This window comes from Stenotrophomonas sp., assembly GCF_032099025.1.
Taxonomy (GTDB): Bacteria; Pseudomonadota; Gammaproteobacteria; order Xanthomonadales; family Xanthomonadaceae; genus Stenotrophomonas.
The window spans coordinates 81,340-104,609 of record NZ_DAMCID010000006.1 but is presented as its reverse complement, the minus strand read 5'-3'; the positions used below and the strand labels follow the sequence as shown (position 1 = coordinate 104,609).

Here is a 23,270-nt window from a genome sequence, read left to right as displayed (position 1 = left end):
ACCAACAGTAGTGCCGGCCGCTGGCCGGCTCCACGGATCGTCTGCTCGACCAACAGTAGTGCCGGCCGCTGGCCGGCTCCACGGATCGTCCGCTTGACCAACAGTAGTGCCGGCCGCTGGCCGGCTCCACGGATCGTCTGCTCCGGCCGCAAACCGGCCGGAATGCGATTTTCGACTTACGGAAAGGGGTTTTTCATGGCAATTGCCGAACATCAAAAACGCGCTGAAACCTTGTTGCTTGCTGCCGGCATCCTGCCGGTGGTGACGGTGCATACGCTCGACCAGGCGCGCGCGGTCAGCGCGGCGTTGCTGGAAGGTGGCCTGCCGGCCATCGAGCTGACGCTGCGGACGCCGGTGGCGATGGAGGCGCTGGCGATGTTGAAGCGCGAGCTGCCGGATGTGGTGGTGGGTGCGGGCACGGTGCTGACGGTGGAACAGATGCAGCAGTCGATCGATGCGGGCGCGGATTTCCTGGTGACGCCGGGTACGCCGGCGCACATGGCCGATGCGCTGGCGGCGGCACCGCTGCCGGTGGTGCCGGGTGCGGCGTCGCCGACGGAGCTGTTGGCGCTGTACGCGCGCGGGTTCCGGGTGTGCAAGCTGTTCCCGGCCTCGGCGGTGGGCGGGCTGGCGATGATCAAGGGGCTGGCCGGTCCAATTCCGGACCTGAAGCTGTGCCCGACCGGTGGGATCACGGAGACGACGGCGGCGGAGTACCTGGAGCAGAAGAACGTGGTCTGCATCGGCGGCTCGTGGATGGTGCCGGGCAACTGGATCGCCAACGGCGAATGGGACAAGGTGCGCGACAGCGCGGCAGACGCCGCCAAAATCGTCGCGCGTGTCCGGTCGCGCTAGGATTGCGAAGATGGCGCAGCCACGCAGGGCGTGGCTCTACCCAGTTGGAAATCTGCGGTTGGCGGTTGGCGGTTGGCGATTTGCGGTTCGCGGTTGTTTTTGACTACGTGATCGTCCTGCGCACGTAACGGTTCGTGGGTCCACGCCCTGCGTGGACACCGCGCACAGCGCGGCACACGCATCCGACGCCGCACAACTCACCGCCCCGCACAACGCTGCCGACGTTCAGCCCAAGACGAAGCGCGCCAGACGCGGCGCGGTCACATCGGCCGCGCCGGATCCACCAATCCGTACTGGCTGGCCATGCGGGCCAGCGCGATGTTGTCGTGGATGCCCATTTTCTCGAACAGGCGCGACTTGTGGGTGTTGACCGTCTTCGCACTCAGGCTCAGGCGCTTGGCGATCTCTTCCTGGCGCAGACCCTGGGTGAGCAGGAGGGCGACTTCCAGCTCGCGCGCGGACAGGCTGTCGAACGGGGACTGGCTGCCTTCGACGTTCGACAATGCCAGGTTCTGGGCGATGCTGCTGCCAAGGTAACGGCGGCCCAGCGCGGCGTCGCGCACCGCGCGCAGCAGTTCCTGTGCGTCGCAGGCCTTGCCGATGTAGCCGGAGGCGCCGGCTTCAAGCAGGCGCTTGGGCATGGGGCCGTCTTCGAGTACGGAGACGATCACCACGCGGGTGCCATGGTCGCCACGCACGACGCGTTCGGTGACTTCCATGCCGCTCACGCCGGGCAGGTGCAGGTCACACAGCACGACGTCCGGCCGCAACTGGCGGATCTCGGGCAACGCGTCTTCGCCGGATTCGGCTTCGCCCACGACCTCGATGTCCGTTTCATGGGACAGGATCATCTTCATGCCGGTTCGCACCAGCGCGTGGTCGTCCACCAGATACACTCGAATCGTCATCCACGCACCTCTTCCAAACGCTGCAATCGGGGGCAAGCCTAGTCGCGGGGTCCTGCGTTAACAAGGAAGATCGCACCTTCCCGGCGCGTTCTGCTCCGCACGTCACACGCATTCAGCACGGCCCGTTCCCCAAGCCTTTCACCCCAAGCTGTATCGGTTTATTGGACCTATCGTGGTCCGCGGAAACCCATGCCGCTTCCGGCCTGCTTCCCGCGCGGCCGGTCTCAGTGCCGGCTGCGCCAGGGATGGCGGCGCCGGAACATCACCAGGAAGCACCCTACCACCCAAACCAGCGCGGCACACCATCCGGCCAGGATGTCGGACGGGTAATGCACGCCCAGGTAGATGCGCGAGAGGCTCACCGAACCGGCGAACAGGACCGCGAAGGCCACTGCCGGCCAGCGCCAGCGGGTATTCCAGGCCAGCAGCACGATCACGGCGGCGAGGGTCATCGAACCCATGGCATGGCCGCTGGGGAAGCTGTAGGTGCTTTCCGGGGCGATCGACTCCCACAGGCTCGGCCGGTCACGCTGGAAGAACTGCTTGCTGCCCAGGTTGAGCAGCGCCGAGCCGGCGAAGCTGAGCGCGGCGAAGCTGGCCTCGCGCCAGCGCCGGCGCAGCAGCAGGGCCGCCACGATCAGGATGTCGGCGGGAATCACGCCCCACTGGTAGCCGATCTTCGAGATCAGGACGAAGGCCGCGTCCAGGCTGGGCCGGGCCACGGCATGCATCTTCCAGAGCAGCGGCGCGTCGAAAAAGAACGCCTCCAGCTCGTGGACTTCGTCGGCCAGGGCCACGAAGCCGGCCAGCGGCAACAGCACGCCGGCGAACAGCAGCACGAAGCGCCAGGCGTTGTGGGCCATCCAGTGGCGGAATCCGGCGGCCGGCTCCGGGCTGGCCAGCACCGTGGGCTTATCCGACGCTTCGGACATACGTGCGTTCGACGTAATCGTCGATCAGCGCCACGAACTCCTGGGCGATGTTGTCGCCGCGCAGCGTCACGGTCTTTTCGCCATCGACGAACACGGGCGCGGCCGGCGTTTCACCGGTGCCGGGCAACGAGATGCCGATGTTGGCGTGGCGCGATTCACCCGGCCCGTTGACGATGCAGCCCATCACCGCCAAGGTCATGTTTTCCGCGCCGGGATGGCTCACCTTCCATTCCGGCATCTTTCCGCGCACGTGGTTCTGCACGACCTTGGCCAGCTCCTGGAAGAACTCGGAGGTGGTGCGGCCGCAGCCGGGGCACGCGGTGACCAGCGGGGTGAAGGCACGCTGGCCGGTGGTCTGCAGCAGTTCCTGGGCGACGATGACTTCCTGCGTCCGCGACTGGCCCGGTTCCGGGGTCAGCGAAATGCGGATGGTGTCGCCGATGCCTTCCTGCAGCAGCACCGCCAGCGCCGCCGACGAGGCGACGATGCCCTTGCTGCCGATGCCGGCCTCGGTCAGGCCCAGGTGCAGGGCGAAGTCCGAACGCTGGGCCAGGTCGCGGTACACCGCGATGAGCTCCTGCACGCCGCTGACCTTGGCCGACAGCACGATGCGATCGCGCGGCAGGCCCAGCTCGACGGCGGTATGCGCCGAATCCAGCGCGGAGCGGATCAACGCCTCGCGCAGCACCCGGCCGGCGTCCCACGGCACATCGCGCTTGCTGTTCTCATCCATCAGGCGCGCGGCCAGGGACTGGTCCAGCGAGCCCCAGTTGGCACCGATGCGCACCGGCTTGGCATAGCGGATCGCAAACTCGATCAGCTGGGCGAACTGGGTGTCTTTCTTCTTGCCGAAGCCGACGTTGCCGGGATTGATCCGGTACTTGGCCAGCGCCTCGGCGCAGGCCGGTTCCTGGGTCAGCAGCTGGTGGCCGTTGTAGTGGAAATCGCCGATCAGGGGGACGTCGATCCCCATCATCTGCAGCTTCTCCACGATGCGCGGGATGGCCGCGGCCGATTCCGGGTTGTTGACGGTCAGGCGCACCATTTCCGACCCGGCCCGCCACAGCTCGGCGACCTGCTTCACGCTGGACGCCACGTCGGCGGTGTCGGTGTTGGTCATCGACTGGACCACCACGGGCTTGCCCCCCCCCACGACCACGCCGCCGATGCGGACGGCCTGGGTCTGGCGACGGGCCCACACGGTGGTGTCGGACGGTTGGGTAGGTTGGCTGACGGCGTCGTGCATCCCGGTATTTTAGCGCGCGCCGGGCACCGGCGCGCGCGCGTAGGTGCCGACCGTTGGTCGGTACTCATCTCGGGCGGCAACATATCCCCCGATGCGGCCGATTGTCGCAGGCGTACAGGCGCGCGAGCGCATACGATGGGCGTGATGACCGGCCAAGACGCTCCTTTCCTCCGCACCCTGTGCAGCCTGCGCTGGCTGGCCGTGGGTGGCCAGGCGGCCACCATCCTGGTCGCCACGTGGGTACTGGGGTTGGAACTGCCGCCGCTGCCGCTGTGGGCCGGTGTGGCCGCGCTGGCCCTGTTCAACCTGTACGCGCAGCTGCGCGTGCACGACGCCGATACCGCCCCGGTGACTGCGTTCGGGCACATCCTGGTCGACGTCACCGTGCTCACCTGGATGGTGGCGTGGAGCGGCGGCGTGGCCAATCCGTTCGGCTCGCTGTTCCTGATCCTGATCGCCCTGGCCGCGCTGGCGCTGCCGCTGCGCTGGACGCTGGCCGTGGCGGCGGCGTGCCTGATCGGCTATGCGATCAGCGGCATCTTCGGGCTGCCCCTGCCCGCCGGCTACTTCACGGCGATGCAGATGCACCAGTGGGGCGTGGTGTGCAATTTCCTGCTGTCGGCCACGGTGGTGCTGGTGTTCGCCACGCGGCTGGCGATCGCGCTGCGCAGGCGCGAACACGAGCTGTCGTTGCTGCGCGAGCGTTTCGTGCGCAACGAAGGCATCGTCGCCCTGGCCACCCATGCCGCGTCGGTGGCGCATGAGCTCAATACCCCGCTGGCGACCATGACCCTGCTCGCCGACGACATCGCCGACCAGACCGACAGCCCGGAACTGCGCGACGACGTGGACACGCTGCGCGAACTGCTCGTGCAATGCCGCGAACGCGTGCTGGCGCTGGCCCGCCCCGCTGCCGGCCAGGCGCCGGGACGCGATTCGGTGACCCTGCCGCAGGTGCTGGAACAGTGGCGGCTGGTGCGCCCGACCATCACCCTCAAACGCAACGACGACGCGCCGCTGCAGCTGCCGCTCGATCCCGGCATCGGCCACCTGCTCATGGTGCTGCTCAACAACGCCGCCGACGCCGGCGAACAGGCCGAACGGCCGCAGGTCGACCTGACGCTGCGCATCGAGGGCCACGACCTGATCGGCGAAGTGCGCGATTACGGGCGCGGTTTCGATGCGCGCGATGCGGTGCTGCCCGGCACCCTGTTCAACAGCGGCAAGACCCAGGGGATGGGCGTCGGCCTGGCCCTGTCCCACGCCACCATCGAGCGCCTGGACGGCGAGCTGTGGATGCGCCCGGCGCAGGGCGCCGGTACCCGCGTCGGCTTCCGCCTGCCCCTGGCCTCACCGGAGACTTCCGCATGACCACCCCCGCCCTTCCCGCCGCCAGCCATGGCCTGCTGGTCGATGACGACGAACTGTACCTGCGCACGCTGCAGCGCAGCCTGGCCCGCAAGGGCCTGGAGACCGTGACGGCCAGCGACACCGCCTCGGCGCTGCTGCTGGCCCGCCAGCAACCGCCGGCGTATGCGCTGATCGACCTGAAACTGGGCTCGGAATCGGGGCTGTCGCTGATCCAGCCGCTGCGTGCGCTGCGCGAAGACATGCGCATCCTGCTGGTGACCGGCTACGCCAGCATTGCCACCGCGGTGGAGGCGATCAAGCTCGGCGCCGACGACTACCTGCCCAAGCCCGCCACGGTGCCGATGATCCTGCGTGCGCTGGGCGAGGAAGACGACGGCCCGGCCGACGACGGCGACATGGAGCCGCCGGATGCGATGACTCCGATCAGCCGCCTGCAGTGGGAACACATCCAGCAGGCCATGCACGAGACCGGCGGCAACGTGTCGGCCGCCGCGCGCCTGCTCGGCATGCACCGGCGTTCGCTGCAGCGCAAGCTGGCCAAACGGCCGAGTCCGGAACGCGACCCGAGCCGCTGAGCCGTCACCAGAACACGGTGTACAGCGCGATCAGGATCGCGATCACGCCAAGGCCGCCGATGTTGAAACTGGGCGGCGTGGTGTAGCGCACGTCGTCGGTGCGGATCAGGTCCTGGCCGACCCGCGCCGGCCGCACCAGCGAGACCGCCACTGCCAGCACCAGCGCCAGCAGGAACACCAGGCCGACGCGGTCGATGAAGGGCAGCGCCGGCCATGCAAGCTTCAGCACGATCGACAGCACGAACGAACCGATCGCCGCGGCCAGCGCGCCGGCCTCGCTGGCCTTCTTCCAGAACAGGCCCAGCAGGAAGATCACCGTGATGCCTGGGGTGAAGAAGCCGGTGAATTCCTGGATGTACTGGAAGCCCTGGTCGAAGCTGCCCAGCAACGGACGCGCCGCCAGAATCGCGACCAGCACCGCCACCGTGGCGGCGATGCGACCCACCCGCACCAGCGCAGGCTGGCTGCTCTGCGGGCGTGCCTTGGCGTAGAAATCCAGGGTGAAGATGGTGGCCACCGAATTGATCTTGGAGGCCAGCGAGGCGACGATCGCCGCGACCAGCGCCGCGAATACCAGGCCGAGCACGCCGGAGGGCAGCAGGCCCATCATCGCCGGGTAGGCGCGGTCCGGCTTGCCCAGGTCCGGCGCCAGCACCACTGCGGCGATGCCCGGGACCACGACCACGAGCGGCACCAGCAGTTTCAGGAACGCGGCGAACAGCACGCCCTTCTGCGCCTCGCCGATATCCTTGGCCGCCAGCGCACGCTGGATGATGTACTGGTTGAAGCCCCAGTAGCTCAGGTTCATGATCCACAGCCCGCCGATCAGCACGCTCAGGCCGGGCAGGTCCTTGTAGAACGGGTTGTCCCGGTCGAGGATCATCTCGAAGTGTTCGGGGTGCTGCTGCCAGAGTCTGTGGAAGCCGCCGAGGATGCCGGCGTCGCCGCCCACGGCCTTCAGCGTCAGCGCGGTCACCAGCAGCCCGCCCAGGATCAGCAGCGAGACCTGCACGATGTCGGTCAGCGCGACCGCCTTCAACCCGCCGTACAGCTGGTAAAGCAGCGCGAACACGCCGATCAGCGCCAGCGCCAGCATCTGGTCCATGCCGGTCACTTCGGTGACTGCGATGGAACCCAGCCACAGGATCGAGGTGAGGTTGACGAACACGTACAGGCCCAGCCAGAACACCGCCATCAGCGTGCGGATGCGGTTGCCGTACCGTTGCTGCAGGAACTGCGGCATGGTGTAGATGCCGTTGCGCAGGAAGATCGGCAGGAAGTACTTGCCGACGATCAGCAGCGTCAGCGCCGCCATCCATTCGTAGGACGCGATGGCCAGGCCGATCGCATAGCCCGAACCGGACATGCCGATGATCTGCTCGGCGGAAATATTGGCCGCGATCAGTGATGCGCCGATGGCCCACCACGGCAGCGAACGCCCGGCCAGGAAATAGTCTTCGGCGCTCTTGCTGTGCCCTGCCTTCTCGCGCGAGACCCACTGCGCCAGCACGAAAATGCCGGCCAGGTAGACCAGCACGATTGCCACATCGAGTGTTGCCAATCCCACGTCATGCTCCTTGTGCGGCGTTGCAGCGGCCGGCGCGCCAGTGCGCGCCCGGCCGGGAATGATCCCCCGCCGCGCCGGCCGGGGGCGGTACGGTCATCGGGTGGCGCAGGCAACCAGGGTCTGTGCATCGTTGCCGGTGCCCAGCGCGATGCGCGATACCGACAGGTCCAGCACGGTGGACGAGGCGAGCACCGGCAGCCGCTCGATCTTCGCCAGGTCGGCGCCAGCGGCCGCGAAGCACTTGAGCGGCACGCCGATCGTGCGCCACTCGCCGTCGGCCACCTTGGCCAGCGTCGGCGCCAGGTCGATGCGGCCTTCGCAGCCGGCACCGCAGCCGATGCCCAGCTCCAACGGACCGGCCAGCGCACCGGTGCGGCGCAGCGTCAGCAGCAGCTGCACGTCGCCGTTGCTTTCGCGGGTGAGGTCCAGCGCGCGGCTGGACACCAGCGCCATGCTGGCCTTGCCGGACCCGGACCATTGCAGCCGGCGTGCATCTTCCTGTGCCTTGTGGTCGACCGCGCTCACCTCCAGGCTGGCGTCGCTGAGGACCGCCGGGAAGGTGACGGCCGGCATCTCGGCCTGCTTGATGCCGCTCAGGCGCATGGCCAGGCCGGCGCTTGGCTTGCCCTTGTTGAAGTAGACGCCCGCCTCGCCCTGCTCGCCGCGGATGCCCGAGTCTTCCAGCAGCGGTGCCCACGCGCCCTTGTCGGCGTAGCGCAGGCCGTAGCCGAACGCGAACTGCGGGTCGTAGTCCTTCTGCCCGACGTTGTTCTGGTACTGCACCGCAGTGCGCGGCCACGAGAAGCTGAGCGTGCCCTTGAAATCGTGCTGCACGCTGCCATCGGCCCTGCGCAGCAGCACGTCGGCAATGCCGGCGCCTTCCGAGCCGGGCAACCAGGCCGCGACGAACGCATCGGCGGCGTTGATCTCGCGGTTCATCCACAGCGGCCGCCCGCTCAGGAACACCGCCACCACCTTGATGCCCTCGGCCTTGAGCCGCTTGATCAACTGCAGGTCGCTGTCATCGCCGGGCTTGTAGGCCAGCGTGGCGATGTCACCCTGGAATTCGGCGTACGGGTTTTCACCGAACACCACCACCGCCACATCCGGCTTGGTGCGGTACCTGCCATCGACCGCCAGCTCGGCGCTGCCGCCGGCGGCGGTGACCTGCTGCTTCAGCCCGTCCCAGATGCTGTCCGCATTCGGGTAGTCGGCGCGCTTGGTGCCGGTGCCCTGCCAGTTGAGCGTCCAGCCGCCGGACTGCTTGCCCAGGTCGTCGGCGCCGTCACCGGCCACCAGCACACGCTGCTTCGGCGCGAGCGGCAGCACGCCGTCCTGGTTCTTGAGCAGCACCAGCGACTCGCGCACGGCCTGGCGGGCGATCGCACGATGTTCCGGTGCGCCGAGCAGCTCGAACTTCCCGCCCAGCGGACGCGTCGACGGCTTGCCGGCCTCGAACAGGCCCAGCCGCAGCTTGACCCGCAGGATGCGACGCACCGCTTCATCAAGTCGCGCCATGGGGATCACGCCGGCCTTCACCGCCGCCACATTGCTCTCGTAGATGCCCTTCCAGCTGTCCGGTGCCATCAGCATGTCCACACCGGCATTGAACGACGCCGGGCAGTTGTCGTTGCTGCAGCCGGCCACCTTGCCGTGGCCATTCCAGTCGCCGACCACGAAGCCGCCGAAGTGCATGCGCCCCTTCAGTACATCGGTCAGCATCGGCGTGTGGCCATGCATGGCCACGCCGTTGAAGCTGTTGAACGAAGCCATCACGGTCTGCGCACCGGCCTGGATGGCGGGCGGGTAGCCGGCAGCATGCACATCGCGCATCACCGCCTCGCTGACCTGCGTGTCGCCCTGGTCCTTGCCGTGGGTGGTGCCGCCGTCGCCGGCGTAGTGCTTGACCGAGGCGATCACGTGGTGCCCGTCCAGGAAGCCCGGCTGGCCCGGCACGCCCTGCAGGCCTTCCACGACCTTGCCGGAGAAACTGGCCACCACCTCGGGGGATTCGGAATAGCCTTCGTAGGTACGGCCCCAGCGGTCGTCCTGCGGCACCGCCACGGTGGGCGCGAAGGTCCACTCCATGCCGGTGGTGCGCGTCTCCACCGCGGTGACCTGACCGATCTGGCGCATCAGGTCGGGATTGCGGGTCGCGCCCAGGCCGATGTTGTGCGGAAACAGCGTGGCACCGACGATGTTGCTCTGGCCGTGTACCGCATCGATGCCGAAGATGATCGGGATGCCGGGACCCCCGCTGGCGGGATCCATCGAGGCCTCGTAGTAGGCATCGGCCAGCGTGAGCCATGCCGACGGCGGCGCATCATACTTGCCGCCCGGATCCGAATTGCCGCCGGCCAGTACCGAGCCGATGTGGTACCTGCGCACGTCATCGGGGGTCATGCTGGCGATGTCGCCCTGCACGGTCTGCCCCACCTTCTGCTCCACGCTCATGCCGGCCATCAGCGCATCGATGCGCTTCTCCAGCGCCGGGTCTTCGGCCAGCGGCCAGCGCACCTCGGGCCAGTCCTGCGGATGGAGGGTCTTGGCATCGGCGGCGCTCGACGGCGTCTGCGGGGTGGCATCAGGCTTGCCACCGCACCCGGCCAGCAGCAGCACCGCGGCCGAGGTGGCCAGCGCAAGGGCATGGCGGATCGACCGCCGGTTGGAACGAAGCGAAAGCAACGGCATGTACCCTCCCAGGTAGTGCGCAGGCAGCAGACAGATGGCGCGACTCCCCGCGCCATGACGTCGTACCTTTGGCGTTGCGCGCGATGCTGTCAATCCATTCCGCGGCTATGCCATCGCCGGGCGCTGGTATGGGATTGTGCTATAGCCAAACCGATGCCCCACCCTTCAATCACGGCGGTTTGCGGCATACCTGCTGCCACTGTCGAGCCCCACCGTGCTGCGTTGCAGTATGCCGCCGCGGCCCCACTGCGCAGACCCCACAACGCAGAACCGCCGGACGGGCCGGCGGTTCGTGGTCATGCAGCGTGGCGAGGTTCAGCCCGTCAGCCTGCCCAGCAGTTCCAGCGTCACCGGGTCGGTGATGCCATGGGCTTCGCCCTGCAACGCAGGCAACAGCTGGCTGGCCAGCTGCTTGCCCAGCTCGACACCGAACTGGTCGAAGGCGTTGATGTTCCAGACGACGGACTGCACGTACACCGCGTGTTCGTACATCGCGATCAACGCGCCCAGCGACTGCGGGGTGAGCGCATCCAGCAGGATCAGCGTGCTCGGGCGACCGCCCGGGTACTCGCGGTGCGGGTCGTCGCTGCCCTGGCCGTTGGCCAGCGCCTCGGTCTGCGCCAGCAGGTTGGCCATCAGCGCCTGGTGGTTCACCACGTAGGGATCATCGTTGTGCACGCAGCCGATGAAATCGGCCGGGATCACGCTGGTGCCCTGGTGCAGCGCCTGGAAGAAGCTGTGCTGCACGTCGGTGCCCGCCCCGCCCCACCACACCGGCACGGTGTCGCTGGCGACGGGGCTGCCGTCGAGCTGCACGCGCTTGCCCAGGCTTTCCATCACCAGCTGCTGCAGATAGGCCGGCAGCAGCGCCAGGCGCTGGTCGTAGGTCATCACTGCGTGGGTGGCGTGACCGAGCAGGTTGCGGTTCCAGATGTCGGTCAGCGCATGCAGCACCGGCAGGTTCTGCGCCAGCGGTGCGGTGAGGGCATGTTCGTCCATCCGCGCCGCGCCATCGAGCAGTTGCTCGAAGCGCTCGAATCCGATCGCCAGCGCAATCGGGAAGCCGACCGCCGACCACAGCGAATACCGCCCGCCCACCCAGTCCCACATCGGCAGCACGCGGCCGGCGGCGATCGAGAACGCCTTGGCAGCGCGCTCGGGGTTGGCGCTGACCGCATACAGGCGCTCGCTGCCGCCCAGCCAGTCATGCAGGATCTGCCCGTTGAGCAGGGTTTCCTGGGTGCCGAAGGTCTTGGAAATCAGGATGCCGGCAGTCGTGGCCGGATCCAGCGTGGCCAGCGTGCGCTGCATGGCGGCGCCGTCCACGTTCGACACGAAATGCACGCGGAAGCGCGCGCCGCTGGCCGGGCGCAGTGCATCGGCGACGAGGCGCGGTCCGAGGTCGGAGCCGCCGATGCCGACGCTGACGATGTCGGTGACGTTGGTTTTTTCCAGCGCGGCGATCAGTTCGCCCATCTGGGCACGCACCTGCGCGGAGGTGGCAAACGCCTCGCCGGCCACGGGGGCACCGCTGAGGTCACCGCGCAGGGCGGTATGCAGGGCGGCGCGCCCTTCGGTGACGTTGACGGTCCCGCCGCGGAACAGGCGCTGGAAGGCGCCGGCGACATCGCGTTCGGCAGCCAGTTGCAGCAATGCATCCAACGCGGCGCGGTCATACTTCTGCCGCGCGAAGTTGGCATACAACGGACCGACCCGCAGTCCCAGCGATTGTGCGCGGCCGGGTTCGGCGGCGATCAGTGCGGGGATGCTCGCGCCACGCAGGCGCTGGGCATGGGAGTGGAGCGGGTCGAATCCGTTGGTCTGTGTCATGCGGCCTGGGTCGGGATGCTGTCGTTGGTGTGGGAGATCTGGTTGTTGCCGTCCACGTATACCAACTTCGGGCGGAAGCTGTCAGCTTCTTGTTCGCTCATGCTGGCGAAGGCGGCAATGATGATGATGTCGCCCACCTGCACGTGGCGCGCGGCGCCGCCGTTGAGCGAGACCACGCCGCTGCCGGCTTCGGCGCGGATGGCATAGGTGGAGAAGCGCGCACCGTTGGTGACGTCCCAGATGTGCACCTGTTCGAACTCACGGATGCCGGTGGCCAGCAGCAGGTTGTCATCGATGGCGATGGAACCTTCGTAGTTCAGCTCCGAATGGGTCACGGTGGCGCGGTGGATCTTGGTCTTGAGCAGGGAGAGGTGCATGGCACGGGACAACGGTAAAGGAAAGGGAAATTCTATCACCCGGGGACCCGGCGGCAGGGGTCTGCCGAGGAACGCTGCCGGCGGTTCAGGCAGGTGACGGGTCTGGACGGCCCGCTGCCTTGGTGTGGTCGGCATTCGACAGGCTGCTGATCGCCGGGCTTCGCCCGGCTGGTGATGGTTCTGGGCGAACAGCCGATGACCAGCACCTCCCTTGGCTTGGCGGGTCGGTGCGGGTTCGCGGGGGACGCCGTGAACCGCCCTCCGGGCCCCGGCCCACACCAGAGAGACGCGCAGACCAGGCGCTGTTCGCCCAGAAGCATGAAGCCGGGCAGAGCCCGGCACCAGGGGAACACGTGCAATCAAGCGCAGCCGGGCAGAGCCCGGCTCTACCGCGTGCGGGCGGGTTAGAACTCGAGGTTGTCGATGAGGCGGGTGCTGCCGATGCGCGCGGCGATCAGGGCCACGCGATTGCCGACTTCGCTGTCGGCGGGCTCGGACAGGTCCGGCTTGCGCACCACGGCGTAGTCGACCTGGAAGCCGGCGGCCTGCAGCGCAGCGGCTGCCTCGGCTTCGATCAGGCTGCGCGCCTTGCCGGTGATGAAGCCTTCGCGCATGCCCAGCAGCACCTGGTGGATGGTGGTGGAGACCTGGCGCTGCTCGCCGTTGAGGTACTGGTTGCGCGAGCTCATGGCCAGGCCGTCGGCTTCGCGCACGATGTCGCCGCCCACGATCTGGATCGGGAAGGCCAGGTCTTCCACCATCTGGCGGATCACCGCCAGCTGCTGGTAGTCCTTCTTGCCGAAGGCGGCCACGTCCGGCTGGACCTGGTTGAACAGGCGCGAGACCACGGTGCACACGCCGTCGAAGTGGCCCGGGCGGTGCGCGCCTTCGAGCAGGCCGCTGATGCCCGGCACGTTCACGCTGGCGGCCAGCGCCACGCCGAACGGGTACATCGACTCGACCGTGGGCAGCCACAGCACGTCACAGCCGGCCTGCTCCAGCCCGGAAGTATCGGCCTCGGGCGTGCGCGGATAGCGGGTGAAGTCTTCGTTGGGGCCGAACTGCGTCGGGTTGACGAAGACGCTGGAGACCACGCGGTCGGCATACTGCCGCGCCAGGGTGACCAGCGAATAGTGGCCGGCGTGCAGGTTGCCCATGGTGGGTACCAGCGCGACGCGCAGGCCCTCGCGCTTCCAGCCGTTGACGACGGCGCGCAGGCGGGACAGTTCGGTGACGGTGTCGATCATGAGGCGTAGGCGTGTTCTGCGTCGGGGAAGGAGCCGTCGCGCACGGCGTCGGCATAGGCACGGACCGCACCGGCCACCGACCCGCCTTCGGCAAGGAAATCCTTGACGAACTTGGGACGGCGATGGCCGCTGTCCAGGCCGAGGAAATCGTGCAGCACCAGCACCTGGCCATCGCACTGGGGACCGGCGCCGATGCCGATGGTCGGCACCGATACCGCCGCGGTGACCTCGGCGGCGACCGGGGTCGGCAGGCATTCAAGCACGATCATGCTGGCGCCCGCCTCGACCACGGCCTTGGCGTCTTCAACCAGCTGGCGGGCGGCGTCGCCCCTGCCCTGCACGCGGTATCCGCCCAGGCGCAGCACCGACTGCGGGGTCAGGCCCAGGTGCGAGCAGACCGGAATCTCGCGCTCCACCAGGTAACGGATCACGTCCAGCTTGAAGCCGGCCCCTTCGATCTTGACCATCTCCGCACCGGCCTGCAGCAGGCGCAGGGAGGCCTCGAAGGCGCGTTCCGGGCTGGCATCGGCGCCGAACGGCAGGTCGGCGATCAGCAGCGCACGCTGCAGCACGCGGGCCACGCAGGCGGTGTGGTAGACCATGTCGTCGGTGGTCACCGGCAGGGTCGAATCGTGCCCCTGCACCACCATGCCCAGCGAGTCGCCGACCAGCACCAGGTCCACGCCGTTGGCGTCGAAGGTGCGCGCGAAGCCCGCGTCGTAGGCGGTCAGCATGACCAGCTTCTGCCCGTTGCGCTTGGCCTCGGCCAACGCGGGGACGGTCCAGGGCTTGCTGTCTGCGTGGGTACTCATGAGCTCATAACCGGTGGCGATAAGCCCCGCATTATCCTCCTATTGGCGCGATCCCGCAGGCCTCGATGCGCATCGCTGCGTCCCGCACGCGGCCCTGCCCGGGAATCATCGCCTCCGGGGCGATCTCGGCCAGCGGCAGCAGCGCAAAGGCGCGCTCGTGCAGATAGGGGTGTGGCACCTTCAACTGCGGCAGGTCGATGACCGCTTCGCCATACAGCAGCAGGTCCAGGTCGAGGGTGCGCGGCCCCCAATGCACCGCCGCGTCGCGGACGCGGCCGAATGTGCGCTCGATGCCCAGCAGTGCCTCCAGCAGCGCCGGCGCGTCCAGCCCGGTGTCCAGCACCGCGGCCGCGTTGACGAAGGCCGGCTGGTCTTCATTGCCCCAGGCCGGGGTGCTGTAGAGCTGCGAGCGCGCCCGCAGCGTGGTCAGCGGCAGCGTGGCCATCGCCTCGAACGCGGCGCGCAGGGTCTGCGCGGCGTCACCGAGGTTGGCGCCCAGTCCGATACAGGCCAGGGTCACGGCTTACTCGCCTGCGGCGCCACCGGGACGACGCCGACGGCGGCGGCGCTTGCGCGGTGCCCCGTTCTCGTCCAGCTCGCCGTCGCCCTGCGCGGCATCCAGTGCCGAGTCCAGCTCGGGCCCGGACTGCAGCTGGGCCTCGCGCCAGAACTCCACGTCGGCCGCGTGCTCGCTGGACGCGACCTGGCGCAGCGCCAGGAAGTCGAACGCGGCGCGGAAACGCGGATGGGTCAGGGTACGGATCACGCGCTTGCGCTGGCGCGAGCTGAAGCGCCCCTGCAGCAGCCAGATTTCCTGCATCGGCAGCGAGAACCGGCGCGGCAAAGCGATGGTGGTGAGCTGGTGCAGGGTGACGCGGTCGGCGGCACGGCGCTGCGCTTCTTCCTGCGCCACGCCCTGCTTCTGCAGGGTCGCCAGCGCGCGGCAGAACGCCGGCCACAGCAGCAGCGCGAACAGGAACGAGGGCGACACGGGTTCGTCGTTGGCCACGCGCTGGTCGGTGTTGTGCAGGCCTTCGATCACCATGCGGCGCAGGGCGCCACTGCGGTTGCTGCGCAGTGCGGCGGCGCTCTCGGGGAACATGACATCGAGCAGGCCGTAACGCTCCAGGCCCTCGAAGCTGGCCACGCCGTGGCCGGACAGGAACAGCTTCAGCACTTCCTCGAACAGGCGCGCCGGGGCGGCCTCGCCGAGCAGGCCGGCCAGCCGCGGCAGCGGTTCGGCGCTGGCATCGTCGATCTGGAAGCCGAGCTTGGCGGCCAGTCGCACGGCGCGCAGCATGCGTACAGGGTCTTCCTGGTAACGCTGCTCCGGGTCGCCGATGAGCTTCATCAGGCGGGCCTGCACGTCTTCAAAGCCACCGGTGTAATCGCGCACCGAGAAGTCCTCGATGGCGTAATACAGGGCGTTGCAGGTGAAGTCGCGGCGGATCGCGTCGTCTTCGATGCTGCCGTAGACGTTGTCGCGCAACAGCATGCCGTTTTCCATCTCGCGGTCGCCGCTGCCGTCATCGATGTTGGCGCGGAACGTGGCTACTTCGATGATCTCGCGGCCGAACATCACGTGCGCCAGCCGGAAGCGGCGCCCGATCAGGCGGCAGTTGCGGAACAGCGCCTTGACCTGTTCCGGCGTGGCATCGGTGGCCACGTCGAAATCCTTGGGGTTGCAGCCGACCAGCAGGTCGCGCACGGCGCCCCCCACCAGGTAGCCGGAGAAACCCGAGTCGCGCAGGCGGTACAGGACACGCAGGGCGTTGGGGCTGATGTCCTTGCGGGAGATGGTGTGCTGGTCGCGGGGGATCACGCGCAGGCTGAACGGTGATGTAGCGGAGGAATTGATGTTGGCGCTTCCGGTTGAAGTTTCGGGATTGCCCAATGGCATCGAGGTCCATATACTAGCGCGCTGCGCAGTTCGCGACAAAGCATGCTCCCTTCGTCTAGAGGTTAGGACGTGGCCCTCTCAAGGCTAAAACAGGGGTTCGAGTCCCCTAGGGAGCACCATTGTCGTTGTGCATGTAGCCAAAAACCCCGCCACGGCGGGGTTTTTGCGTTCCGGGCCGGGGCCGATCCGCGCGCCCTGCCCCGGCCTGGCCGGGGCCGCCACGGGCGGCCCCGATGCACGGGAGGGCCGCGTCAGCCCTCCATCTGCTCCAGCTCCTTGCCCTTGGTCTCGTACACGTAGCGCAGGACGAAGAAGATCGACGCGGCGGCGGCCACCGTATAGATGCCATAGGCACCGGCCAGGCCGATGCTGCCCAGCAGGATCGGGAAGGTCACGGTGATCGCGAAATTGGCCGTCCACTGCGCCGCGCCCGCCACCGCCAGGCCCGAGCCGCGGATCTGGTTGGGGAACATCTCGCCCAGCATCACCCACATCACCGGGCCCCAGGACATGTTGAAGAAGACCACGTAGACGTTGGCGGCCACCAGCGCCAGCATGCCCATCTGGTCGCTCAGCTGCAGCTTCCCGGCCGCATCCAGCGAACCGCTGGCGAAGGCGATGGTGACCAGCGCCAGCGACACCGCCATGCCCACCGAGCCGATCCACAGCAGCGGCTTGCGGCCGATGCGGTCGATCAGCACCACGGTGATCAGGCAGGCGCCGATGCTCAGCGCACCGGACAGCACGTTGATCAGCAGGGCGTCGTTTTCGGAGAAGCCGACGGCCTGCCACAGCACCGCGCCGTAATAGAACACCACGTTGATGCCGACCAGCTGCTGGAACACCGCCAGCCCGATGCCGACCCACACGATCGGGCGCAGCTTGCCGGTGGCCTTGCTGATCAGGTCGGAGAACGTGGGCCGATGCTGGTCCAGGGCCAGCGAGCCTTCGATCTCGGTGATCTTCGCCTGGGCTTCGGCTGAACCGTACAGCCGGGTCAGCACCGCCAGGGCCTGCTCGCGCCGACCCTTGACCACCAGGAAGCGCGGGCTCTCGGGAATGATCAGCAGCAGCCCCAGGAACAGCAGCGAGGGAATGGCCTGCATCCAGAACATCCAGCGCCACGCGGCCTGGCCCAGCCACAGTTCCTGGGTGGACGCACCGGCCGCCTTGGCCAGCAGGAAGTTGCTCAGGAACGCGCAGAACAGGCCGCTGATGATCGCGATCTGCTGCACCGTGGCCAAGCGGCCCCGGTAGCGGGCCGAGGCTACCTCGGCGATGTAGGCCGGCGACATCACGCTGGCCGCGCCGACCGCAAACCCGCCGATCACCCGCGCGAGGATGAAGACCAGCGAGCTGTGCGCCGCACCGGCGCCGATCGCCGACCCGAGGAACATCACCGCGGCGATGATCAGCACGCCGCGCCGTCCCAGCCGGTCGCCCAGGCGCCCGGCGAAGAACGCACCGATCGCGCAGCCCAGCAGCATCGAGGCGACCTCGAAGCCGATGCCGGCCGAACTGGACTGGAAGGTGTCCTTCAAGCCCTCCACGGTGCCATTGATGACGCCGCTGTCGAAGCCGAACAGGAAGCCACCAATGGTGGCCACGCAGCTGATCAGCACGATGAAGCCGGTGTTCTCGCCGCTGGCGGCGCGGGTACTGCTGAGCGAAGCACTGGACATGGGAATCCCTGGGTTGAGGGGAAGCTGCGGATCAGCGCAGCAGGTACTGGTTGATCAGGTTCTCGTAGCGTTCCTGGTGGCCGCTGCGCTGCTGCGGCTCACCGCTTGCCAGGGCCAGTGTACGCAAGGCGTCGAGGCTGCTGCGGCCCGCCGCGAAATCGGCGCCCGCGCCAGTGTCGAAGCTGGCATAGCGCTCCCTGCGCCAGCCTTCCAGCGGCGAGCGCTCGATCAGGGCATGGGCCACTTCCAGCCCGCGCGCGAAGGCATCCATGCCGCCGATGTGGGCGATGAACAGGTCCTGCGGGTCGCTGGATTCACGCCGCACCTTGGCATCGAAGTTCAGCCCGCCGGGCGCCAGGCCGCCCTGCCGCAGCACCACCAGCATCGCCCCGACCGTGTCGTACAGGTCGGTCGGGAACTGGTCGGTATCCCAGCCGTTCTGGGGATTGCCGCGGTTGGCGTCGATGCTGCCCAGCAGACCCGCATCGGACGCCACCTGCAGGTCGTGGGCGAAGGTATGCCCGGACAGGGTGGCGTGGTTGGCCTCGATGTTGAGCTTGAAGTCCTGGTCCAGCCCGTGCTCGCGCAGGAAGCCGACCACGGTGGCGCTGTCGAAGTCGTACTGGTGGTTCATCGGCTCCATCGGCTTGGGCTCGATCAGGAACGTGCCGGTGAAGCCGATGCTGCGGCCATGGTCGCGCGCGAGGGTCAGGAAGCGCGCCATGTGGGCCTTCTCGCGCTGCATGTCGGTGTTGTGCAGGCAGGCGTAGCCTTCGCGGCCGCCCCAGAACACGTAGTTCTCGCCGCCCAGCGCCACGGTCGCTTCCAGTGCGGCCTTGACCTGCACCGCCGCGCGGGCGACCACGGCGAAGTCCGGGTTGGTCGAGGCACCGTTCATGTAGCGCGGGTGCGAGAACAGGTTCGCGGTGCCCCACAGCAGCTTCACCCCGGTGGCCTGCTGGCGCTCGCCGGCAATGCGCACCATGTGCTGCAGGTTGGCCTCGTACTCGCCGATGTCATCGGCATCCGGGGCCAGGTCGATGTCATGGAAGCAGTAGTACGGGACGCCCAGCTTGGTGATGAATTCGAACGCGGCATCGGCCTTGGCTTCGGCGCGGGCCAGCGGCGTGCCGGCCGCATCCCACGGATACACGCGGGTGCCGGGGCCGAACGGGTCGTGGCCGGCACCGCAGAAGCTGTGCCAGTACGCCACGGCGAAGCGCAGGTGCTCGGCCATGGTCTTGCCACCGACCCGCTTGTTGGCGTCGTACACCTTGTAGGCCAGCGGATTGTCCGAGTCGCGGCCATCGAAGGCGATGCGGCCGATGCCGGGGAAGTATTCCTTTGCGCCGATGTAAACGGAGGTGCTCATGTGTGGATCCTTGCGGTAATGACGGATCAGCCGGCGTACAACGGGCTGACCGCGGAGAGATGGGTGAGGAAGCGCCGATACGCATCGGCGTACAGCGGCACGTTGCGCGGGTCGGGCGTGGCCGACAGCGCGTCGTCGAAGCGCACGTGCGCATCGACCGTGGCGGCCAGGCTGGCAGTGCCTCCCTGCCGATGCAGATCAGCCCACAGCGCCTGCAGCGCCGCGCCGAAGGCCGCGCCTTCGACCTGGGCAGGCACCTTGACCGGCAGGTCGAAGACGTCTGCAACCAGCTGCCGCCACGCCGCACTGTTGCTGCCACCGCCGGTGAGCAGCACCGTGTCGAAGGCCAGCCCGGCGCTGGTGAAGGCGTCATAGCCGTTGCGCAGGCTGTAGGTGGCCCCTTCCATCGCGGCGCGATAGACTTGCGCCGGCGTGGTGTTGTGCAGGTCCATGCCATGCAGGCACGCGCGTGCATTGGGCAGGTCAGGCGTGCGTTCGCCATTGAAGAACGGCAGCATCAACAATCCACCGGCCCCGGGTGCGGTCTGCGCCATCAGTGCCTCGCCGCCGCCACGCGGAATGTTGAACAGCGTGGCCATGCGCTCGGTCGCCACGGTGCAGTTCATGGTGCAGATCAGCGGCAGCCAGCCGCCGCTGGAGGAACAGAACGCCGCCCAGCGCGCCTGCGCGTCCACCACCGGCTGGTCGGCGTAGGCGAACAGCGTGCCCGACGTGCCCAGGCTCATGGTCAGTCGGCCGGCCGCCACGTTGCCGGTGCCCAGCGCCGCCATCATGTTGTCGCCGCCGCCGGTGGACACCCGCACGTCGGCCGGCAGGTCCAGCCGTTCGGCGATGTCAGCCGCCAGGGTGAAGATGGTTTCCAGCGGCACCAGCGGCGGCAGCAGCGCGGCGAGGTCGCGCTGCGGATCGATCGCCTCCAGCAGCGGGCGCGACCAGCAGCGGTTGCGCACATCCAGCCAGCCAGTGCCCGACGCATCGCCGTATTCGGCGTAGCGCTGCCCGGTCAGCCAGAAGTTGATGTAGTCGTGCGGCAGCAGGATGCCGTCCATCGCCGCATAGGCCTGCGCGCGGTGTTGGCGGGTCCAGGGCAGCTTGGAGGCGGTGTAGCCGGCCAGGATCGGGTTGCCCGCCAGCGCGATGCACTCTTCCACCCCGCCCACCGCGTCCATGATCGGATCGCATTCGGCCGCCGTGCTGGTGTCGCACCACAGCTTCACGGGGGCAATGACCTCGCCGCGCACGTTGATGGGCACGAAGCCGTGCTGCTGCCCCGACACGCCGATCGCCCGCACGCGCGCACGCTGTTCGGCTGTCAGCCGGGCGAAGCAGGCCGCGATGCCGTCGGTCCACCACTGCGCCTCCTGCTCGCGGGTGCCATCGTCATGGCTCACCAGCTGCATCGGCTTCGATACGGTCGCCACCACCTCGCCCAGCGCCGGGTCATAGGCCAGCAGCTTGACGCTCTGGGTCCCTACATCCAGGCCTACGTACAGACTCATTGCTTCACCAGTTGGTTGCCGTGCAGGCCGATGCGCTGCTGCCCGCCGGCGGGGAGCGCCACGGTCAGCGTGCTGTCGCCATGCACCAGTTGATAGGTCCCGCCGCGCTCGCTGCGCAGCACGGCCGCATGCAGCCTGCCGTTGCGCCATTGCAGGTCGACGCCTGCCGTATTGCGCGCGCGCAGGCCGCGCACCTCGCCGTCGGGCCAGGCCGACGGCAAGGCCGGCAGCAGGAAGATCGCGCCGCCCCAGCTCTGCAGCAGCATCTCGGTGATGCCGGCGGTGCCGCCGAAGTTGCCGTCGATCTGGAACGGGGGATGCGCGTCGAACAGGTTCGGGTAGCTGCGCTGCGGTGAGAGCAGCATCTTCAGGATCGCCAGCGCATGCTCGCCATCGCCGAGCCGCGCCCACAGATTCAGACGCCAGCCAATGCCCCACCCGGTCGCTTCATCGCCGCGTATCTCCAGGGAACGCCTGGCGGCCTTCGCCAGTGCCGGGGTATCGCGGCGGTTGATCTGGCTGGACGGATGCAGCGCATACAGATGGGAGATGTGGCGGTGGTGGATCTCCGGCGCGTCCATGTCCCAGTCCTGCTGCCACTCCTGCAGCTGCCCGGCCTTGCCGATGCGGTCCGGCGGCAGCTGCGCGCGCAGCGCCTGCAGCTGCCGGGCGAAGTCGGCATCCACGCCCAGCACATCGCTCATCTGGATGCACTGGTCGAACAGATCGCGCAGCAGCTGTGCGTCCATCGCCGGCCCGGCACACAGCGCCGCACCGAAGGGATGCTGGTTCTCCGGCGAGATCGACGGGTTGGTGACCATTGCACCGGTGCCGGGGTCGCGCTGCAGGGTGGCCACGAAGAACTCGGCCGCGCCCTTGAACAGCGGCTGGATGCGGCGCAGGTAGGCCGGATCGCGGCCATAGTCCCAGCGGTCCCACAGCTGCTGCAGCAGCCACACCCCGCCCATCGGCCACAGGCTCCACTGCGCGCCGTCGATCGGTCCGGCCTGTCGCCACAGGTCGGTGTTGTTGTGCACCACCCAGCCCGGTGCGTCGTAGATGCGCCGGGCCGTGCGCGCCCCGGTCCGGGCCAGATCGAACAACATGTCCTCCAGCGGCTGCACACACTCGGGCAGTGCGTTCGGCTCGCTGGGCCAGTAGTTCATCTCGGTGTTGATGTTGATCGTGTATTTGCTCTCCCACGGCGGCGCCATGAGGTCGTTCCACACGCCCTGCAGATTGGCCGGCTGCGAGCCCGGCCGCGAACTGCTGAGCAGCAGGTAGCGGCCGTACTGGTGGTACAGCGCGGCCAGCGCCGGGTCGTTGCCGTCGGCGAAGGCGCGCACGCGCTGGTCGGTGGGCAGCTGGGCGGCCGGGGTCTGGCCCAGGTCGATGGCCACCCGGCGGAACAGCGCCTGGTGTGCGTCCAGGTGACGCTGCAGCAACGCCGGGTAGTCATGCGCGTCCGCCTGGCGCTGCTGCGCGGCAGTGATGCCCAGCGGATCGCCGCCGACATCGTCGAAGCGCCTGTAGCTGGTGGCCGCCGTCAGGACGAGCACCAGTTCGTCGGCAGCGTCGACGTGCAGGCGGTCGCGTGCCACGCGCACCGTGCCGCCCACCGCACGCACCTGGATGCGCAGGGCGAAGCGCAGCTGGCCCTCGATGCCGGCGAATGCCGCGTTGCGCCCACTGAACAGCAGCCCGTGCGCATCCACCTGCAGCTCACCCTGCTGCGGGCTGTCCACGCCGAGGCGCAGCGATACCCGGCCCGGATGATCCGCGCTCAAACGCACCACGATGCACTGGTCCGGCGCGGACACGAACACCTCGCGCCGATGCCGCGCGCCCCCACTGTTGAACTCGGTGGTGGCCAGCGCGGTATCCAGGTCCAGCTGGCGGCGATAGCCGTCGATATGGTCGGCGCGGTCGAAGTCCAGCAGCAGGTCGGCCAGCGGCTGGTAGGGCATCTGCTTGAGCGGCCGCGACAGCATCTTCGCGTCGGCCAGTGCCTCGGCCTCGGCATACCGCCCAGCGAACACCAGCGCGCGGACCTGCGGCAGCGCCGCCAGCGCGTCCGGGCTGGTGGCGTCATACGGGCCGCCGGCAAACAGCGTGTCCTCGTTGAGCCCGATACGCTCATGCGCGATGCCGCCCCAGACCATGGCACCGAGGCGACCGTTGCCGGTGGGCAGCGCCTGCACCCATTCGGTGGCCGGCTCGCGATACCACAGCAGCAGCGCGGTGCTGTCCGGTCCCGCCGTTGCCTCAACGGCGCGGCGCGGCGCGTTCGCAGGCGCTGCGGCGGCGCCACCCCCCGTGGCCGACACCGCCAACCCGGCGCCGATTGCCTTGAACAATCCACGACGGCTCAGCGCCACGCGCGCC

The 23,270-nt window shown here is 68.4% G+C and carries 18 protein-coding genes and 1 tRNA gene; 4 read left to right on the top strand and 15 right to left on the bottom strand.

The window, feature by feature from the left end; all coding sequences use genetic code 11:
• Positions 1-195: 195 nt before the first annotated feature.
• Positions 196-855, top strand: a complete 660-nt coding sequence (eda, locus tag RT456_RS06335; RefSeq protein WP_313344184.1) for a bifunctional 4-hydroxy-2-oxoglutarate aldolase/2-dehydro-3-deoxy-phosphogluconate aldolase — start codon at positions 196-198, stop codon at positions 853-855.
• A 260-nt stretch (positions 856-1,115) separates the two neighbouring features.
• On the opposite strand, the gene RT456_RS06330 is transcribed toward eda, so the two are convergent.
• The 3 genes from RT456_RS06330 to ispG all read right to left on the bottom strand — a co-directional run bounded on the left by RT456_RS06330 (position 1,116) and on the right by ispG (position 3,941).
• Positions 1,116-1,763 carry a response regulator gene (locus RT456_RS06330; RefSeq protein WP_313344005.1) on the bottom strand — a complete coding sequence of 216 codons (648 nt, stop codon included), beginning with the start codon at positions 1,761-1,763 and terminating at the stop codon, positions 1,116-1,118.
• Positions 1,764-1,987: 224 nt separating this feature from the next.
• A complete protein-coding gene (locus tag RT456_RS06325) occupies positions 1,988-2,695 on the bottom strand; it encodes a phosphatase PAP2 family protein (protein WP_313344002.1) in 708 nt (235 codons plus the stop codon).
• Complete coding sequence (gene ispG / locus RT456_RS06320) at positions 2,676-3,941, bottom strand: flavodoxin-dependent (E)-4-hydroxy-3-methylbut-2-enyl-diphosphate synthase (RefSeq protein ID WP_313344001.1); 1,266 nt, start codon at positions 3,939-3,941, stop codon at positions 2,676-2,678. Before ispG ends, RT456_RS06325 begins: the two co-directional genes overlap by 20 nt.
• Before the next feature lie 144 nt (positions 3,942-4,085).
• Between ispG and RT456_RS06315 the strand changes: the two genes are divergently transcribed.
• Together RT456_RS06315 and RT456_RS06310 are read left to right on the top strand one after the other, a co-directional pair.
• Entirely contained in the window at positions 4,086-5,312 is a 1,227-nt protein-coding gene (locus RT456_RS06315) for an ATP-binding protein (protein ID WP_313343998.1), read from the top strand.
• Positions 5,309-5,887 (top strand): response regulator transcription factor, encoded by a 579-nt coding sequence (locus tag RT456_RS06310; RefSeq protein ID WP_313343995.1) that lies wholly within the window; start codon positions 5,309-5,311, stop codon positions 5,885-5,887. The genes RT456_RS06315 and RT456_RS06310 overlap by 4 nt, the downstream gene beginning before the upstream one ends.
• 4 nt (positions 5,888-5,891) lie before the next feature.
• On the opposite strand, the gene RT456_RS06305 is transcribed toward RT456_RS06310, so the two are convergent.
• The 8 genes from RT456_RS06305 to pcnB all read right to left on the bottom strand — a co-directional run bounded on the left by RT456_RS06305 (position 5,892) and on the right by pcnB (position 16,305).
• Positions 5,892-7,454, bottom strand: coding sequence for a sodium/sugar symporter (locus RT456_RS06305; protein WP_313343992.1), 1,563 nt, complete (start codon positions 7,452-7,454; stop codon positions 5,892-5,894).
• A 93-nt stretch (positions 7,455-7,547) separates the two neighbouring features.
• Positions 7,548-10,145 (bottom strand): exo 1,3/1,4-beta-D-glucan glucohydrolase, encoded by a 2,598-nt coding sequence (locus RT456_RS06300; protein ID WP_313343990.1) that lies wholly within the window; start codon positions 10,143-10,145, stop codon positions 7,548-7,550.
• Positions 10,146-10,460: 315 nt separating this feature from the next.
• On the bottom strand, positions 10,461-11,975 hold the full coding sequence (pgi, locus tag RT456_RS06295; protein ID WP_313343987.1) for a glucose-6-phosphate isomerase: 1,515 nt from the start codon (positions 11,973-11,975) through the stop codon (positions 10,461-10,463).
• Positions 11,972-12,352, bottom strand: a complete 381-nt coding sequence (gene panD / locus RT456_RS06290) for an aspartate 1-decarboxylase (RefSeq protein ID WP_313343985.1) — start codon at positions 12,350-12,352, stop codon at positions 11,972-11,974. The genes pgi and panD overlap by 4 nt, the downstream gene beginning before the upstream one ends.
• Positions 12,353-12,756: 404 nt before the next feature.
• Positions 12,757-13,599, bottom strand: coding sequence for a pantoate--beta-alanine ligase (panC, locus tag RT456_RS06285; protein ID WP_313343983.1), 843 nt, complete (start codon positions 13,597-13,599; stop codon positions 12,757-12,759).
• Complete coding sequence (gene panB, locus RT456_RS06280) at positions 13,596-14,411, bottom strand: 3-methyl-2-oxobutanoate hydroxymethyltransferase (protein ID WP_313343981.1); 816 nt, start codon at positions 14,409-14,411, stop codon at positions 13,596-13,598. Before panB ends, panC begins: the two co-directional genes overlap by 4 nt.
• Before the next feature lie 31 nt (positions 14,412-14,442).
• Positions 14,443-14,931: a 2-amino-4-hydroxy-6-hydroxymethyldihydropteridine diphosphokinase gene (gene folK, locus RT456_RS06275; RefSeq protein ID WP_313343978.1), complete on the bottom strand. Its 489-nt coding sequence runs from the start codon at positions 14,929-14,931 to the stop codon at positions 14,443-14,445.
• A gap of 3 nt (positions 14,932-14,934) precedes the next feature.
• Complete coding sequence (gene pcnB / locus RT456_RS06270; protein ID WP_313344182.1) at positions 14,935-16,305, bottom strand: polynucleotide adenylyltransferase PcnB; 1,371 nt, start codon at positions 16,303-16,305, stop codon at positions 14,935-14,937.
• A 50-nt stretch (positions 16,306-16,355) separates the two neighbouring features.
• Between pcnB and RT456_RS06265 the strand changes: the two genes are divergently transcribed.
• Positions 16,356-16,430 (top strand) — tRNA-Glu (locus RT456_RS06265).
• Between the two features lie 132 nt (positions 16,431-16,562).
• Here RT456_RS06265 and RT456_RS06260 read toward each other — a convergent pair.
• From RT456_RS06260 to RT456_RS06245, 4 genes are read right to left on the bottom strand one after another with little or no spacing between them, the layout of a single operon-like run.
• Complete coding sequence (locus tag RT456_RS06260; RefSeq protein WP_313343975.1) at positions 16,563-17,993, bottom strand: sugar porter family MFS transporter; 1,431 nt, start codon at positions 17,991-17,993, stop codon at positions 16,563-16,565.
• A 31-nt stretch (positions 17,994-18,024) separates the two neighbouring features.
• Entirely contained in the window at positions 18,025-19,365 is a 1,341-nt protein-coding gene (xylA, locus tag RT456_RS06255; protein WP_313343972.1) for a xylose isomerase, read from the bottom strand.
• Positions 19,366-19,391: 26 nt separating this feature from the next.
• Positions 19,392-20,885 (bottom strand): xylulokinase, encoded by a 1,494-nt coding sequence (gene xylB, locus RT456_RS06250; protein ID WP_313343969.1) that lies wholly within the window; start codon positions 20,883-20,885, stop codon positions 19,392-19,394.
• Positions 20,882-23,263 carry a glycoside hydrolase family 95 protein gene (locus RT456_RS06245; protein ID WP_313343967.1) on the bottom strand — a complete coding sequence of 794 codons (2,382 nt, stop codon included), beginning with the start codon at positions 23,261-23,263 and terminating at the stop codon, positions 20,882-20,884. The genes xylB and RT456_RS06245 overlap by 4 nt, the downstream gene beginning before the upstream one ends.
• Positions 23,264-23,270: the final 7 nt, after the last annotated feature.

Bases quoted from the DNA above. Each gene is read 5' to 3' on its own strand.
- eda (WP_313344184.1), top strand. From the start codon at position 196: ATGGCAATTGCCGAACATCAAAAACGCGCTGAAACCTTGTTGCTTGCT.
- RT456_RS06330 (WP_313344005.1), bottom strand. From the start codon at position 1,763: ATGACGATTCGAGTGTATCTGGTGGACGACCACGCGCTGGTGCGAACC.
- RT456_RS06325 (WP_313344002.1), bottom strand. From the start codon at position 2,695: ATGTCCGAAGCGTCGGATAAGCCCACGGTGCTGGCCAGCCCGGAGCCG.
- ispG (WP_313344001.1), bottom strand. From the start codon at position 3,941: ATGCACGACGCCGTCAGCCAACCTACCCAACCGTCCGACACCACCGTG.
- RT456_RS06315 (WP_313343998.1), top strand. From the start codon at position 4,086: ATGACCGGCCAAGACGCTCCTTTCCTCCGCACCCTGTGCAGCCTGCGC.
- RT456_RS06310 (WP_313343995.1), top strand. From the start codon at position 5,309: ATGACCACCCCCGCCCTTCCCGCCGCCAGCCATGGCCTGCTGGTCGAT.
- RT456_RS06300 (WP_313343990.1), bottom strand. From the start codon at position 10,145: ATGCCGTTGCTTTCGCTTCGTTCCAACCGGCGGTCGATCCGCCATGCC.
- pgi (WP_313343987.1), bottom strand. From the start codon at position 11,975: ATGACACAGACCAACGGATTCGACCCGCTCCACTCCCATGCCCAGCGC.
- panD (WP_313343985.1), bottom strand. From the start codon at position 12,352: ATGCACCTCTCCCTGCTCAAGACCAAGATCCACCGCGCCACCGTGACC.
- panC (WP_313343983.1), bottom strand. From the start codon at position 13,599: ATGATCGACACCGTCACCGAACTGTCCCGCCTGCGCGCCGTCGTCAAC.
- panB (WP_313343981.1), bottom strand. From the start codon at position 14,411: ATGAGTACCCACGCAGACAGCAAGCCCTGGACCGTCCCCGCGTTGGCC.
- RT456_RS06260 (WP_313343975.1), bottom strand. From the start codon at position 17,993: ATGTCCAGTGCTTCGCTCAGCAGTACCCGCGCCGCCAGCGGCGAGAAC.
- xylA (WP_313343972.1), bottom strand. From the start codon at position 19,365: ATGAGCACCTCCGTTTACATCGGCGCAAAGGAATACTTCCCCGGCATC.
- xylB (WP_313343969.1), bottom strand. From the start codon at position 20,885: ATGAGTCTGTACGTAGGCCTGGATGTAGGGACCCAGAGCGTCAAGCTG.